This is a genomic window from Prauserella marina (genome assembly GCF_002240355.1).
Lineage (GTDB): Bacteria > Actinomycetota > Actinomycetes > Mycobacteriales > Pseudonocardiaceae > Prauserella_A > Prauserella_A marina.
On record NZ_CP016353.1, the window covers coordinates 5,580,407 to 5,594,517 of the forward strand.

Genomic DNA, 14,111 nt, shown 5'->3' on the forward strand with positions numbered 1-14,111 from the left:
GCGGACATTCCGCCCCCGACCTGGCCCGTCAGCGCAGCCGTCACCTGGGCCTTACTCGCAGGGAGCCCGACGCGGCGCTCACTCCCACCCGTCGCCCGGCCACCACCCCTGAAGGAGCCGCTACGCGGCGCTCACGCCCACCCGCCAGCCCGACCACCACCCCTGAAGGAGCCGCTACGCGGCGCTCACATCTCTCTACCTACACTTCAGCTCGGCAGATCGGTACCGACGATTGAGACGCGGGAGCCATGGCGAGCGGCAGCAAGAAAAAAGGCACGCCCAAGAAGAAGAGCGCCGTCAACGCGGCCCGCAGCTCTGTCGTAGCCAAGAAACAGGTTCCGTGGGGCACGATCGCGGCCGTCGTCGGCATCGTACTGCTGGCGGGAGCGGTCTTCGGCTACTACTACGTGGCTTCCGGTGACAAGCGAGCGCAGGCCGAGCGCGAGGAATCCGCGGCGGCCTTCGCGCCGACCGACAAGGAGCCCAACCCCTCGAACAGGATCGAGGGCGTCGTTACCGAGGAGTACTCCGGCGGTGCCCACGTCCTGCCGACCGAGCGCGTCGCCTACGACAAGACTCCCCCGTTCGGCGGACCTCACGACGGCTTCTGGGCTGCCTGCAACGGCGTCGTCTACCCCAATCCCGTTCGCACGGAGAACATGGTCCACTCGCTTGAGCACGGCGCGGTGTGGATCGCCTACGACCCGGACAGGATCCAGGGCGACGACCTGGACACCTTGAAGGTCAGGGCCGAGGGCAAGCCGTTCACGATGATGTCCCCCTACCCGGGTCTCGATTCCCCGATCGCACTGCAATCGTGGGGACACCAGCTCAAGCTGGAGAGTGTGGACGACGAACGCATCGACCAGTTCATCGCGGCGCTGCGCAGGAACGCGAACACCTATCCGGAGATCGGCGCCTCGTGCGACGCGCTCGGCCCGGGCAGGTTCGACCCCGACAACCCGCCCGCCTTCGACCCCGCGCCTCCCGGCCCCGACGCCAAGCCCATGGACTACAAGGGCTCCGACGGCGCTGCCGACGAGCAGATGGGCGGCGGCCAGCAGGCTCCGACCCCGCCTGCCGGCGGCTGACCGATGACGTCGCCGAACGACGACGGCGGCAAGGCCGACGAGGACAGCGAGACAGCTCAGCCCGAGCCTGCCGAGGGCGGCTCGACGGCGGTCGTGACCGAGGAACCCATCCGGCCCACGTGGTCGCGTTATGTGATCTTCGGGGCGGCGACACTCGCCGTGCTGCTCGTGGGAGCCACCATCGGCATGTTGTTGACCCAATCGAAGGAAGATCCCGGGCCCGCGACTCCAGATGCCGATTCCGTCGAGGTCGGCTTCGCGCAGGACATGTCGGTCCATCACCTACAGGCCGTGACAATGGCCAACTGGGCTCGCGACCACAGCACGACCCCCGCGATCAACCAGCTCGCCTTCGACATCGCGAGCACCCAGGAAGAGCAGGTCGGCCGCATGAAGGGCTGGCTCATGCTGTGGAACCAGCCGGAACAGGCCATCGGGCCCTACATGACCTGGATGGAAGAGTCCGGCGGACACGCGCACGCGGGCGGCACGACCGGGACCGCTCCCACGACGGGCGGGGCTCCGATGCCCGGCATGGCCACCGAGAGCGAACTGAGCAAGCTGCGGTCGCTTTCCGGCGAAGAACTCGACGTGTACTTCCTACAGCTCATGCTCCGCCACCACGAGGGCGGGACGGAGATGGCTCAGTACACCTACGACCATTCCTCGACCCCGGCCGTGCGCGCGCTGACGAAGAGCATCCTCGACTCGCAGGGCACCGAGATCATCCTGATGCAGCAGCTTCTCGCGCAGCGGGGAGCGACCCCGCTGCCCTTCCCCTGAGCACGCTCACCAGCTCAGCTCGCCGCAACGGCGAGCTGATTCCTTGTGCTCGACCTGTAGGGTCGCGTGCTCGATCGAGTAGCCCTTCGACAACAGGTCGCGCGCGGCCTCCAGCACCTCGGCGTTGTCCGCTTCGGAGGTCACCGTGAGGTGGGCCGAGGCGACCTCCATGCCGGAGGTCAGCGTCCACACGTGCAGGTCGTGGACGTCCTCGACTCCGGGAACCTCGGCGAGTTCGGCGCTGATCTTGCCGACGTCGATGCCGCGCGGGGCGTGCTGGAACAGGATCCGCAAGGTCCGCTTGCCCAGCGCGTAGGCCCTCGGAAGCACGAACAGCCCGATCGCGACACCGACGATGGGGTCGGCGTAGCGCCAGCCGAACAGCAGCGTGACCGCGCCGCTGATCAGCACACCGACGGAACCGATGAGGTCGGCGAGCACTTCGAGGTAGGCACCTCTGACGTTGAGGCTTTCCTTCGCGCCGCTGCGCAGCAGCGAGAAGGACACGATGTTGGCGACGAGCCCAGCCGACGCGGCGAGCATCACGGGCAGGCCGGGCACCTCCGGTGGATCGGTGATGCGGCTAATCGCCTCGTAGACGACGTAGGCGGCCACCCCGAACAGCAGCAGCACGTTGGCGAGCGCGGCAAGCACCTCCGCCCTGTACATGCCGAACGTGCGGGTGTAAGTGGGCCCGCTTCGCCTGGCGAGCAGGACGGCGACCAGCGCCATACCTACGCCGAGCACGTCGGTGAACATGTGCGCGGCGTCCGAGATCAGGGCGAGCGATGAGGTCGCGAAACCGACCGCGAACTCGACAACCATGAACGTCGCGCCGATCGCCAGCGCGGCAGCCAGCCTGCCTACGTAGCGTCCCGACGCGCTGCCCGCCTCCGGCGTGGCAAGGTGTCCATGCCCGTGCCCGTGGCCCATCTGTTCGCCTCCTTCGTCGACCCAAGGAACGTATTGCTGCATGCGCATAACTGCAATACAGGTGAGGCTTACCTGACACACTCTAGGACGCGGGCGGCTCGCCGCCGTGGCGCGTACCGTCGGCCACGTGGATGCCGCGATCGTCGGGACCGGCCCGAACGGGCTGGCGGCGGGCGTGATTCTCGCGAGGGCCGGACTGTCGGTGACGTTGTTCGAAGCGCGCGACACCATCGGCGGCGGACTGCGCTCGACCGCGCTCTTCGACAGCGATGTCGTGCACGACATCTGCTCGGCCGTCCATCCACTCGCGGCGGCCTCGCCGTTCTTCCGGGAGTTCGACCTCGCGGCGCGCGGGGTGCCACTGCTCGCACCTGCCGCCGCCTACGCCCATCCGCTCGAAGCCGGACCTGCCGGGATCGCGTATCAGAGCCTCGACCGCACCTGCGAACGACTCGGCAAGGACGGTTCCCGCTGGCGGACGCTGTTCGGACCGCTCGTCGAGCGTGGCGATGCCGTGGCCGACTTCGCGCTCTCCGACCAGCGGCGGCCACCGGGCGACGTGGTCGCGGCACTGTTGCTCGGCGCGGGAACCCTCGCGTTCGGGACCGGAGCAGCGGCCCGGCTCTTCCGCGAACCGGCCACGGCGGCACTGCTGGCCGGCGTCGCGGCGCACGCGGCCGGGCCACTGCCCAGCCTGCCGGGCGGCGCCGTGGCAATGCTGCTCGGACACCTGGCACACGCACGCGGCTGGCCGGTGCCGCGGGGCGGCAGTCAGCGCATCGCCGACGCGCTGGCGAGCGACATCGAGGCCAACGGCGGCAGATTCGAACAAGGAAGGACCATCCACGATCTGCGTGAACTCGCCGAAGCGAAAGTCGTACTGCTCAACACGGGCCCGGCCGGACTCCTCGCGCTCGGCGGCCATCTGCTGCCCTCGCGCTACCGGCGGCGACTCCAAGCTTTCCGGTACGGTCCCTCGGCTGCCAAGGCGGATTTTCTCGTGAGCGACCCCATCCCGTGGGCCGACCCGGGCGTCGGCGAAGCGGCGACCGTCCATCTCGGCGGCGAACTATCCGAGGTGTTCGCCGCCGAAACCGTTGTGGCCAAAGGAAATCGCGCGGAGGACCCGTTCGTGCTCGTTGCCGATCCCGCCGTAGCCGACCCCGGCAGAGCGCGAGGCGGCAGACGACCGGTCTGGGCGTACTGCCACGTCCCGCCCGGCGACCCACGCGACGCGGCGGCACTCATCCAAGCCAAGATCGAACGGTTCGCTCCCGGTTTCGGCGACACGGTGCTCGCCCGTGAGGGCATGCCCGCGACCGCGCTCGCCGCCTACAACAACAATTATGTGAACGGCGATATCGCGGGCGGGTCGGTCGACGTACGGCAACTACTGGCAAGACCGACGCCGAGGCTCGACCCGTACAGCACGCCGCTCGGTGGCGTCTACCTGTGCTCGGCGTCGACGCCACCCGGACCGGGCGTGCACGGTATGGCGGGTTACCACGCGGCGAGGTCGATCCTGCGCAGGGAATTCGACATCCGCCAGCTGCCGGACCTCGGCCCATGACCCACTGATTACGTGAGGACGGGGCATGCGCTAAGCTGCTGAGGTCGCGCAAGCGATGGGCCCTCGTAGCTCAGTGGATAGAGCACTGCCCTCCGGAGGCAGGTGTCGCAGGTTCGAATCCTGCCGAGGGCGCCCAGCTCAGAGCCCATCACTTATCCCGCCAGCCCGATCTTGGGCATGGTTTGGGGACTGCGCTCATCGCATACCAGGCAAGAGATCAGCCTGGGCTCAGCGATCTTCAACATCAGCACCTTTAGGTAGTCACCTACTTCATCGCGCTATTGCGCATCTCGGCGTCGCCGACCCTGCCCGCAAACGCCGCACAAGGATGGAGCGAAAGAGCATGGATACCACCAGAATCACCAACGGCACCGAACGCGCGGTCATCGAGAACATGCTCGATCGCAACCGCGAGGCCCTGATCGAGACCGCGCGTGGCCTCTCCGAAACCGACGCCCGCCGCAGACTCGTCGCTTCACTGACGACACCGATCTCATTGCTCAAACACGCCGCGGCAGCCGAACGCATCTGGTTCCAACGATTCTGGGCCGGTCTCGACGAGTCCGAATGCGACGGTTACTCCCAGCGCGACGAGGCGACGTTCACCGTCACGGACGACGAGACCTTGGCCGACGTGATCGCCGAGTTCGAACGCGCGAGTCGGCGATCGCGCGAGATCGCCGCCTACTTCGACCTCGACGACACCAAGAACATCCCGGACGAGGGAACGATCAGCATGCGGTGGACCTTGCTCGCCATGATCGAGGAATTCGCCCGGCACGCCGGGCATGGCGACATCCTTCGCGAACAGATCGACCAGAAACACCGGGAAGTCACCGCATACGAATGATCCATTGTGGACCGTCCTACGGCTCTGCCGCGCCCTGACGAGCGGCGGCGAGGCTGAGCAGACCGCAACCGTAGGCTTTGGCGGGGCCGATCCCGGCGGTAAGGGCCGCGACAAGCGCCTCGGGATCGGTGACAACGAGGTGCCCGTCGTAACGAACCGGATCCACGGTGATCTTGTTGCCACGATTCCCGGTCTGCCGACCGGTCAGCCGCGGCGACGAGGTGAGCGCGACGTCAGGTCGAGCATTGACACCAGCCGGGATGACGAAGCCGCTCTGGCTACCTCGCTTGATCAGCCACTTGACCTGGTCCTCGGTTTTCAGGATCGGGTACCGGTTGTCGCGCCTGCCGCCCTTGCGGTCGGGATCCTGTTGGTCTTGCGGACTCATGCGTTTTGTCGGGTTGGCCATCAACCGGAACGCCAAGGTCTTCCCCGGTCGCAAGGCTTCGAACGCGACGGAAAGGTCCCGGGTTTCCGCCGGTCTTGCCAGGTAACCGTCGAGGTGCCCCCAGTCGGGCCGCGTACGGCTCTGGACGAACGGCACGTCTCGGCCATCGACCGTGCCGCACATTCTGCCCGCCGGGTCCGACAATCCGGGGTCCGAAGCAGCTCCGGTGACGCGAACGCGCAACTCGCCGTCCCGAACGCGGAACTCGGTGGTGTCTCGCGGCGCTCGACGCGCCGCGAGACACCACCGCAGACTGCTACGCGGTCCAGATGATCGGCGCCGCCGCGTACTCCTCAAGGTCGCCGAATTCGGCCTGCGTGACCTCGGTGCCGTCCTCGGCCGCGTCGAGCACACAGGTTTCGAACGTCGCTCCGGCCGCCGTGAAGCCAGGTGGTGCCTCCTGCGCCTCACACTTGCCCTCGACCTCGGTACCGCTGGTGGCGAACGCACCTGTGCTCTCACCATCGGCGGTGAGCGCGCGCATCCCGATCTGCGCGAAGGACAGATCGGTTCCGCTGAGGTTCTCCACCTTCACCTTGATGTAGTAGGGAACAAGGCCCTCCGCGTCCTCCCCGAACGAGGCGATGTCGGCGGCCTCGCCCCGCTCGATTCCGGTCACCGTCACGCCGAGCACACCGCCGGGTTCCGGCGCGTCGGGAAACGGCAGCACGGCGGTCTCTCCGACCGCGAGTTCGGTGCCGGGAGGCGTCATGTCCTCGGGCGCGATCGGCTCCGGCTTCGGCCCGGCCTGGCTCGCCTCCTGCCCGGCGCCGGAGTCCTGCGGCTCCTCGTCACCACCGCAGGCCGAAAGCCCGAGTGCGAGGGCAGCCGCGGCGGCGGCGAACGTGATACGTCGCTTGTGCACAGTCATTCTCTTTCGCGGGGGTACATCGACATTCCGAAGACGTACCTCACCGCGAAAATCGCCGATTTCGCCCAGAATGTGACCAAGCTATCAAAGCGGTCAGTGCGGCGAGAAATTCGCGCGGTCACCGCACGACGGGATCGAGTTCCGGCTTCGGCTTTTCGGCGGGGCGGCCGAGACACAACACCATGCAGCCGAGCACGATCGCCACCGTCACCGGCACTCCCCAGCCGATGTGTTCGCCAAGCAGCAACGCCGCCCACACGATCGCGAGAAACGGCTGGGCAAGGTTGAGCTGGCCGATCCTGCCGGTGCCTCCCGCGGCGAGACCGCGATACCAGAAAACCGAACCGAGGAACATGCTCAGCACGCCCGCATAACCGAAACCCAGCCATGCCGACCAGCTGATGGTGCCGAAGTCGCCCGCACTCGCGGCCACGATTCCCACGATCGCGGCGAAGGGAGCGAGCAGAATCATCGCCCAGCACAAGGCGGGAACCGCGCCGATGGCAGCCGAGACCCTCGCGCCCTCGACGTAGCCGATGGCGGTGCTCACGACGGCCGCCAGCAACCACAGGTCGGCGAGCCGCACCGTGAAACCGCTCTCGGCAAGACCGAAGATCAAAACCGCGGAAAACCCCACGGCACAGCCGAACCAGAACCGTCCGGAGAGTCGTTCCCTGTTCCTTGCGGCGGCAAGCAGCGCGGTGGCCGCGGGAACGAGCCCGATGACGACGGCACCGTGGTAGGCGGGCGCCTCGACGAGCGCCAATGTCAGGAAGAGCGGGTAACCGACTCCCATACCGAGTCCGGCGATGAGCACGCTCGGCAGCAGCTTGCGACCTGGCCACTGCCATCTGCGCAGGATCGTGAGCGTCACCATGCCGAGCGCGGCGGCGATGACGATGCGGGAACAGGTCAGCACCACGGGACCGAACACCGGGCCCGCGACCCGGGTAGCCACCGCCGTGCCGCTGAAGCACAACACTCCCAGCATGCCGGGAAGGACCCCGGCGAGCCTCGGCCCCTCGGCGCCGGGCGGGGCCGCCGCAGGTGAACCGGTACCCACCACGCCACTACCCGTCATCGTCTGTCGCCCTCGTTTCCCTCGGCTCGCCTTCGGCGCCCACGAGCGCCCTTTGCCGAGCGCGGTACTCGCGGACGTGCTGTCTGTTCCCGCACCTTTCGGCCGCGCACCAGCGCCTTCGGCCGGGCCGGGACACGTCGACGAAGAGGAAGGCGCAGTCGGGCGCGGCGCATTCGCGCAACCGGTCGGCGAATGGACCGGCGAGCAGATCGACGGCGTCGTGGGCGACGGTGGCGAGCGCCGTCGTCGCCGTTTCCGGTTCCGGCCACTCCACGGTCGCGGTTCGGGTGAGCCTCGGTAGCGGGCCGTGGTTCGCCGCGACGGCGTTGATCGTGGCAACGGACGCGGCGGGCAGCTCGGGTCCGCCGATCCTGGCGAGGAACGCGTGGAAGGCCGCCTCGCGAAAACGCAATGCGGTGGCGAACTCTTCGGCGGAGACGAGGAGTCGGCGAGGAGACAGCCCGGCCTCGGTCAGCCAGCGGCCGAGATCGGCGGGCTCTTGAAGTAGTTCGACGGGCTCGACGTGCCGCCACAGGACCGTCGCGCACAGGTCGAGCGAGGGACGCCCTGCTCTGAACCGGAACCGGTCGCCGTCGGCGGTGCGCGGCTGCGTCCGGTTACCCATGCCAGCACGGTAATCGGTTTAACCCATTACCAAAACCCTCACTTCGCGCCGGTGAAGTTGACCCTGATCGAGTACAGCGAACTGGAGGCGGTGATGAACAGTTCGTTGCGCTTCGGCCCTCCGAAGGTCAGATTCGAGACGACCTCGGGAATCCGCAGTTTTCCGAGCAACGTCGAGTCGGGGTCGAAGCAGTGCAGGCCGTCGTGCGCGGCGGCCCACACTCTCCCCTCCGTGTCCAGCCGCACGCCGTCGAACCGGCCTGCATCACAGGTCGCGAAAATGTCGCCGCCGACCAGCCTGCCTCCGTCGACGACGTCGAAAACCCTGATGTGACTGGGTTCCGCCCTCGTGTCGGCGATGTAGAGCTTGCGCTCGTCCACCGAGAACGCGAGCCCGTTCGGCCGCGTGAAGTCGTCGGCGACGATCGCGACCTCACCGGTGTGCTGGTCGACGCGGTAGACGTGGCAACCGCCGATCTCGCTTTCCGCCTTGTGTCCCTCGTAGTCGCTGTCGATGCCGTAGCTGGGGTCGGTGAACCAGATCGAGCCGTCCGAGCGCTCGACGAGATCGTTCGGGCTGTTCAGCCGCTTGCCGTTCCACCGGTCCGCCAGCACCGTGATCGATCCGTCGTGCTCGGTGCGGGTGACTCGCCTGTTGCCTTGTTCGCAGCTCAACAACCTGCCCGCGTGATCGACGGAGTGCCCGTTGGCGTATCCGGCGGGCTGCCGGAACACGCCGACCGCCCCTGTCGTCTCGTCCCAGCGCAGCAACCGGTCGTTGGGGATGTCGCTGAACACGAGGTAGCGCCCGGCGGGGAAGTACGCGGGCCCTTCCGTCCAGCGGCATCCCGTGTGAAGGCGCCGTACCCACTCGTCCCCATTGCACCGCGCGAAGCGCTCGTCGCGCACCTGGAAGTCCGTCTTGACGGCGTCGATCCTGTCCACCAGCTCGATCCCCTCACCCGCCGGATTTCACTTCACATACAAAGTGACCATGACCCGACGGTACTGTCAAGATCTGTTCCGACGCGCACGGTCCTCGCGAAAACCGCCGAGGAAGATGCCAAGATCTCGGCATGCCCGAATCCGGCGAACAGCGGCTGTACTTCCTGCTACAACGAGCAGCCCACCAGCTCAGGGTCGATGCCGACCGTCGCTGTCTCGCCGAGGTGGGCATCACCACGGCCCAACTCGGCGCCTTGTTCGCGATCGAGGCGAATCCCGGCACTACCCAGCAACGGCTCGCGCACACGCTCGGCCAGCGGGAATCAGCCATCACCACCCTCGTGGGCAGACTCACCACGGCCGGTCTCGTGAGCAAGAGCGCCCATCCCGAGCAACACCGCGCCGTCGTACTCGAACTCACGAAGAAGGGCGCGAAGGCGCTCACGGATGTCCGGCCGGAGATGGAGGACTTCAACGCGAACCTCCGCGCGACACTCGGCTCCGACTTCGACCGCGTGACCACCGCGCTCGGCAAGATTGCCGACACTTACGGTCGCTGAACGGATTTCGGCCACCGCGACACGGTTAAGATCGAGTCGTGCCTCTCGCGAAAGCCGCCGACGACACCGCCATCAACTACGAACTGCACGGCCGTGGTCAACGCGTGTTGTTGTTGCTCGCGGGACAATCCAACAACCGGCACTGGTGGGATTGCGTCCTGCCCGACTTCGCGGAGTCCTTTCTGGTCGTCACCATCGATTACAGGGGAACGGGCGACAGCGGGAAACCGGACACGGATTCATACAGCACAAGGGGTTTCGCCGAGGACGCCATGGCTGTGCTCGACGCGATCGGCGCTGACCGCTTCGACGTATACGGAACCTCCATGGGCGGAAGGGTCGCGCAGTGGCTCGCCGCCGACAATCCGGGCAGGGTGAACACACTCGTGCTTGGCTGCACGTCGCCGGGGCAGTCACACGGAGTCGAGCGGAGTCCCGAGATCACGCGCGCGCTCGGCCAGCGGGACAAGGCGGCCGTCCGCAAAGCACTGCTCGAATTGATGTACTCGCCGGAATGGCTGAAGACCCATCCTGGTCCCTACAACACGATCGGCGACAGGGCGATGCCGTCGTATGCCCTCAGGCGCCATCGCAAAGCCAGCGCCGCCCACGACTCCTGGGCGGTACTGCCCTCGATCTCGGCGCCGACACTCGTCGTGCACGGTACCGACGACATCTTCAACCCCACGGCCAACGCGCCATTGCTTGCCGACCGCATCCCCGGTGCGAAACTCGAACTGATCGAAGGGGCTCGGCACGCGTATTTCGAGGAATACCGTGCCATCGCGAGTCCGCTCGTGCTCGATTTCCTGCTCGGACAACCGTAGCGCCGGACCCGGTCTAGGGATATTCCCTTGTGCCACCGGTGTTTCCGGTAGCACCGGCGCCGTCGTAGGTCTGATGCGTACGGTCGTCCAGCAACGCCGCCGCCCTCACCGACAACGCGTCGGCGATACCGAACAACGTACCGAGCGTGATATTCCTGCCGCCTCCTTCCAGGACGACAATCGTGCTGCGGGCAGTGCCCGCCAACGTCGCGAGCCTTTCCTGGCTCATGTCGCGCGCGTGGCGCAGGGTTCGCACCCTGTCGCCGACGCGGCGAAGCCGCCAACCTTGCTGGTCGCTCACCGTCACGGGACGCGAGTTTACCGGAAAACTCGAACTTCGAAACAGTCATTTCACCAAGTGATCGCAAGCTTTCCATCGGTTGGCACACCCCCGACGGCACCGGCATCACGCGTCACGCATGCCGGGAAGCCCTCGACGCCCGGCAAATGCCCCGTTCGGCCGCCGGTGTCGTACTGCCGCGCCCTGATGAAAGCGCCATGCAAGTGCGCACCGGCATTCTGCGTCGAGCGACGGCGACAGGAGGCCGGTACCGATGTCCACGGGCAGCGGAGAAAGGGCCTCACCATCCTGTGGCCGGTCGGCGCGGTCGTGGTCGTGGCGGCGGTCGTCGTCACGACCACCCTCCTCACCGGGGGAGGTGGGGAGGACCACGCCGCGGCCGACGGCTGAAGCACCAGTTCAAGCGCCGACGGCGCGCCCGACGGCCAGCGGCGACACGGACGTGATCGCCCTGCCGAGCCCGGGGGTGCGTCCAGCCTCCAGCACGGTGAGCTTCGCCTTCACCTGCTCGGCGGAGGGATCTCCGAACTCGGTCAGCACGGCGAGCGCTTCCCGCAGGCAAGCTTCCGCCCTGCTCTTCCTGCCGAGCGCGGCCAACGCCTCGCCGAGTCGCATCAGGACCGTAGCGGCCCGCCACCGGTCGCCGAGCTCGACGTTGATCTCCAGTGCGGTCTCGTAGTCGGCGACCGCTTCGTTCATCCTCGCGCTGTCGCGATGCAGATCGCCCAGCGTGCACAACGTCATGCGCTGCGCCCCGTCCGAACCGCCGCGCTGCACCTCCAGCGCCTCGTGCAGCAGCCGCGAGGCGTGCTCGTACTGACCGGACTGCCGGTAAACGTCACCGAGATTGTTCAGCGCGATGCCGATTCCCCGCTCGTCCCCCATGATCCGGAACAGTTCGAGTGCCCGCGTGTAGCAGTCGAGCGCCTCGGGGAAGCACTTGATGTTGTCGTACACGACGCCGAGGTTGTTGAGATTCCATGCCTGCCCCTTCCGGTCGTCGGCCTTGGCGTAGTGCGAGACCGCTTCGCCGTGGCAGGCGATGGCGTCGGCGAACCTGCCGATGTCGTCGTAAGCGACACCGAGTCCGTTGAGCAGCACGGCCTGCGCGGTCGAGTCCGCTGCGCCCTCCGCGGCGACCAGCGCGGTCCGGTAGCAGCGGATCCAATCGTCCCAGTGCTTGCTCAGGTAGAAGTACGAAAGCAGTGCGGCCGAGATCGCCGAGGCAGGCTCCCGCCTTCCCGCCGTCACCGCCGCGTCGACGGCCGCGACGAGGTTGCTCCGCTCGGCCTCGAACCAGTCCATGGCCTGCGTTCTCGTGCAGGGAGCCGGTTCCGTCCCCGCGTCTGCCGCCTCCACCGCGAGGCGGGATTGCGGATCGAGCGCCATGCTCATCCGCGTCGCCCGCAGCGTGTAGTAGTCGAAAAGGCGGCACAATGCCGCGTCCCGCTCGGCCTCCGTGTGTTCCTCGGCGACGAGTTCCGCCGCATAGGCACGCAGCAGATCGTGCTGCCGGTACCTGCCCCCTTCGACCTCGTCGACGAGGTGAGCGGCGAGGAGAAGACCGAGCAGGTCCCTTGTCTCCGCTTCGGAAATGCCCGCGAGCGCGGCGAGCGCCAGCACCTCGGTCTCCTTGCCCGGGAACAGCCCGCACAGCCGGAAAAGCAGGGCGGCGTCCTCGTCGAGCCGGTGATAGGACCACGAGAACACCGCCCTCACCGAAGCCTGCGGATGCCCTTCGACCTCAAGCAGGTCCAGCCTGCCCTGCTCGCTGTCCAGCTCGGCGGCCACCTCCGCGACCGTGCTGTCCCTGAGCCGGATCGCCTCGGCGACCAGCCGCAGTGCCAGTGGCAGCCGGGCACATCGCCGGGTGAGCGGCTCGACGTGGTGCGGAGCGCTCGCGAGCCCTTCGCCCGCGAGTTCGGTCAGCAACTCGTGCGCCGCGTCCTCGGCGAGTTCGCCGACCGGTATCCGGTGCGCCCCGTGCAACGCGGTCAGCCCTGCGAGCGAATCCCTGCTCGTCACCAGCACGAAACAAGAAGCGGTACCGGGAAGCAGCGGAAGAATCTGCTCGGCCGAGTGCGCGTTGTCCAGCACCAGCAACATCCGCTTGCCGTCGACGAGCGTGCGGAACCGGGCCGCCCTTTCCGCGAGGCTCTTCGGGACGGCCTGCCCCGCGACACCGAGCGCCCTGAGGAAACCGGCAAGCACCTCTTCCGCGCATTCGGGCGCTCCCTGGCCGTAACCACCGAGATCGACGAACAGCTGCCCCGAGGGAAAGCGGCTTCTCGCGCGATGTGCCCAGTGCACGGCGAGCGCGGTCTTGCCCATCCCTCCGGCACCGGCAAGTACACAGATCCGTTGCGCGGAGCCGGTTGCCGCGACGCCGTCGAGTTCGGCGAGTTCGGCCGTCCTGCCGAAGAAACTAGGCACGTCGTGCGGAAGCTGGGCAGGCACCCTCGCGACCCCCGCCGGCCGACCCCTCAAGATGCCGCGTTCCAGTTCTCGCAGTTCGGAGCCGGGTTCGAGGCCGACTTCGGCCACCAGCCTCCGTCGCACGTCGCGGTAGACCTCAAGCGCCTCAGCCTGCCGCTGCGACCGGTAGAGGGCGGTCATCAGCAGCGCGTACAGGCGTTCCCGCAGTGGGTAGTGGCGAACGAGGTCGGTCAGTTCCGTCGCGACGAGTGCGTGCCTTCCGCATTCCAGTTCCGCCTCGTACAACTGCTCGACCGCCGCGAGTTTGCGCTCGGTGAGCCGCGCGGACTCGTCGACGAGCAGCGGAACGTCCAATCCCCCGTACGGCAGGGACTGCCACAGCGCGAGCCCTTCCCTCACCAGAGCCGCGCAACCGGCGGGCTCGGTGAGCGCGACGCGGTCGGCCTCGTCGAAAAGGGCCTCCATCCGCGCGGCGTCCAGCTCCCCCTCCCCGACGTCGAGCAGGTATCCGCCGGATCCGAACCGCAACCGGTCCGGATCACCGAGGACACCGCGCAACCGGTGGACGTGAAGTTGCAACCGTCCCGCCGCGCGCGGGTCGAGGGAATCCGGCCACAGCGCGTCGGTGAGTACGTCCACACTCACCGGCCGGCTCGCCCTCAGCAGCAAAATCCCCAACAGCGTGCGTTGCAGCCTGCCCTTCGGGGCGGTCACCGTCCGGCCGTCACGCACCTTGATGGGACCCAGTACCTCGAACTCCATCGATACCCCCGTCTGCCGCGATTGAGAAG

General features: G+C 67.5%; 15 protein-coding genes and 1 tRNA gene. 8 read left to right on the forward strand and 8 right to left on the reverse strand.

Translation table 11 applies throughout. The features are described from left to right. Positions 1 to 248: 248 nt before the first annotated feature. Positions 249 to 1,091: a thioredoxin-like domain-containing protein gene (locus tag BAY61_RS25745; protein ID WP_091806771.1), complete on the forward strand. Its 843-nt coding sequence runs from the start codon at positions 249 to 251 to the stop codon at positions 1,089 to 1,091. Positions 1,092 to 1,094: 3 nt separating this feature from the next. Then, positions 1,095 to 1,874: a DUF305 domain-containing protein gene (locus BAY61_RS25750; RefSeq protein WP_091806768.1), complete on the forward strand. Its 780-nt coding sequence runs from the start codon at positions 1,095 to 1,097 to the stop codon at positions 1,872 to 1,874. 6 nt (positions 1,875 to 1,880) lie between these two features. Here the strand turns inward: BAY61_RS25750 and BAY61_RS25755 are convergent, their stop codons facing one another. Then, positions 1,881 to 2,807 (reverse strand): cation diffusion facilitator family transporter, encoded by a 927-nt coding sequence (locus BAY61_RS25755; RefSeq protein WP_091807438.1) that lies wholly within the window; start codon positions 2,805 to 2,807, stop codon positions 1,881 to 1,883. Positions 2,808 to 2,934: 127 nt separating this feature from the next. Between BAY61_RS25755 and BAY61_RS25760 the strand changes: the two genes are divergently transcribed. The 3 genes from BAY61_RS25760 (at position 2,935) to BAY61_RS25770 (ending at position 5,227) form a co-directional block, all read left to right on the forward strand. Next, positions 2,935 to 4,377 (forward strand): phytoene desaturase family protein, encoded by a 1,443-nt coding sequence (locus tag BAY61_RS25760; protein ID WP_245865427.1) that lies wholly within the window; start codon positions 2,935 to 2,937, stop codon positions 4,375 to 4,377. A 59-nt stretch (positions 4,378 to 4,436) separates the two neighbouring features. Then, positions 4,437 to 4,509, forward strand: a tRNA-Arg gene (locus BAY61_RS25765). A 211-nt stretch (positions 4,510 to 4,720) separates the two neighbouring features. Continuing rightward, positions 4,721 to 5,227 carry a DinB family protein gene (locus tag BAY61_RS25770; protein ID WP_170140228.1) on the forward strand — a complete coding sequence of 169 codons (507 nt, stop codon included), beginning with the start codon at positions 4,721 to 4,723 and terminating at the stop codon, positions 5,225 to 5,227. A 16-nt stretch (positions 5,228 to 5,243) separates the two neighbouring features. Here the strand turns inward: BAY61_RS25770 and cas6e are convergent, their stop codons facing one another. The 5 genes from cas6e to BAY61_RS25795 all read right to left on the reverse strand — a co-directional run bounded on the left by cas6e (position 5,244) and on the right by BAY61_RS25795 (position 9,187). Then, positions 5,244 to 5,771, reverse strand: a complete 528-nt coding sequence (gene cas6e, locus BAY61_RS25775) for a type I-E CRISPR-associated protein Cas6/Cse3/CasE (RefSeq protein ID WP_170140229.1) — start codon at positions 5,769 to 5,771, stop codon at positions 5,244 to 5,246. 160 nt (positions 5,772 to 5,931) lie between these two features. Beyond that, a complete protein-coding gene (locus tag BAY61_RS25780; protein WP_245865429.1) occupies positions 5,932 to 6,546 on the reverse strand; it encodes a hypothetical protein in 615 nt (204 codons plus the stop codon). Between the two features lie 118 nt (positions 6,547 to 6,664). Then, positions 6,665 to 7,627, reverse strand: a complete 963-nt coding sequence (locus tag BAY61_RS25785; RefSeq protein ID WP_091806757.1) for a DMT family transporter — start codon at positions 7,625 to 7,627, stop codon at positions 6,665 to 6,667. Next, entirely contained in the window at positions 7,617 to 8,252 is a 636-nt protein-coding gene (locus BAY61_RS25790) for a CGNR zinc finger domain-containing protein (protein ID WP_091806754.1), read from the reverse strand. Before BAY61_RS25790 ends, BAY61_RS25785 begins: the two co-directional genes overlap by 11 nt. Positions 8,253 to 8,290: 38 nt before the next feature. Then, complete coding sequence (locus BAY61_RS25795; protein WP_091807434.1) at positions 8,291 to 9,187, reverse strand: SMP-30/gluconolactonase/LRE family protein; 897 nt, start codon at positions 9,185 to 9,187, stop codon at positions 8,291 to 8,293. Between the two features lie 140 nt (positions 9,188 to 9,327). Between BAY61_RS25795 and BAY61_RS25800 the strand changes: the two genes are divergently transcribed. Together BAY61_RS25800 and BAY61_RS25805 are read left to right on the forward strand one after the other, a co-directional pair. After that, positions 9,328 to 9,756: a MarR family winged helix-turn-helix transcriptional regulator gene (locus tag BAY61_RS25800; protein WP_091806752.1), complete on the forward strand. Its 429-nt coding sequence runs from the start codon at positions 9,328 to 9,330 to the stop codon at positions 9,754 to 9,756. A gap of 38 nt (positions 9,757 to 9,794) precedes the next feature. Further along, the gene (locus BAY61_RS25805) at positions 9,795 to 10,583 is read left to right on the forward strand and encodes an alpha/beta fold hydrolase (RefSeq protein WP_091806749.1); all 789 of its coding nucleotides are present in this window, start codon (positions 9,795 to 9,797) and stop codon (positions 10,581 to 10,583) included. A gap of 13 nt (positions 10,584 to 10,596) precedes the next feature. On the opposite strand, the gene BAY61_RS25810 is transcribed toward BAY61_RS25805, so the two are convergent. Continuing rightward, on the reverse strand, positions 10,597 to 10,890 hold the full coding sequence (locus BAY61_RS25810) for a helix-turn-helix domain-containing protein (RefSeq protein WP_091806747.1): 294 nt from the start codon (positions 10,888 to 10,890) through the stop codon (positions 10,597 to 10,599). A gap of 180 nt (positions 10,891 to 11,070) precedes the next feature. On the opposite strand from BAY61_RS25810, the gene BAY61_RS25815 reads away from it, so the two are divergent. Beyond that, positions 11,071 to 11,274, forward strand: a complete 204-nt coding sequence (locus BAY61_RS25815) for a hypothetical protein (protein ID WP_091806745.1) — start codon at positions 11,071 to 11,073, stop codon at positions 11,272 to 11,274. 9 nt (positions 11,275 to 11,283) lie between these two features. Here BAY61_RS25815 and BAY61_RS25820 read toward each other — a convergent pair whose 3' ends face one another. Then, on the reverse strand, positions 11,284 to 14,082 hold the full coding sequence (locus BAY61_RS25820) for an AfsR/SARP family transcriptional regulator (RefSeq protein WP_091806742.1): 2,799 nt from the start codon (positions 14,080 to 14,082) through the stop codon (positions 11,284 to 11,286). Between the last annotated feature and the right edge of the window lie 29 nt (positions 14,083 to 14,111).

Excerpts from the sequence above, each read along its gene's own strand:
- BAY61_RS25815 (WP_091806745.1), top strand. The coding sequence starts at position 11,071 with ATGAAAGCGCCATGCAAGTGCGCACCGGCATTCTGCGTCGAGCGACGG.
- BAY61_RS25800 (WP_091806752.1), top strand. The coding sequence starts at position 9,328 with ATGCCCGAATCCGGCGAACAGCGGCTGTACTTCCTGCTACAACGAGCA.
- BAY61_RS25755 (WP_091807438.1), bottom strand. The coding sequence starts at position 2,807 with ATGGGCCACGGGCACGGGCATGGACACCTTGCCACGCCGGAGGCGGGC.
- BAY61_RS25785 (WP_091806757.1), bottom strand. The coding sequence starts at position 7,627 with ATGACGGGTAGTGGCGTGGTGGGTACCGGTTCACCTGCGGCGGCCCCG.
- BAY61_RS25745 (WP_091806771.1), top strand. The coding sequence starts at position 249 with ATGGCGAGCGGCAGCAAGAAAAAAGGCACGCCCAAGAAGAAGAGCGCC.
- BAY61_RS25770 (WP_170140228.1), top strand. The coding sequence starts at position 4,721 with ATGGATACCACCAGAATCACCAACGGCACCGAACGCGCGGTCATCGAG.
- BAY61_RS25750 (WP_091806768.1), top strand. The coding sequence starts at position 1,095 with ATGACGTCGCCGAACGACGACGGCGGCAAGGCCGACGAGGACAGCGAG.
- BAY61_RS25820 (WP_091806742.1), bottom strand. The coding sequence starts at position 14,082 with ATGGAGTTCGAGGTACTGGGTCCCATCAAGGTGCGTGACGGCCGGACG.
- BAY61_RS25780 (WP_245865429.1), bottom strand. The coding sequence starts at position 6,546 with ATGACTGTGCACAAGCGACGTATCACGTTCGCCGCCGCCGCGGCTGCC.
- BAY61_RS25790 (WP_091806754.1), bottom strand. The coding sequence starts at position 8,252 with ATGGGTAACCGGACGCAGCCGCGCACCGCCGACGGCGACCGGTTCCGG.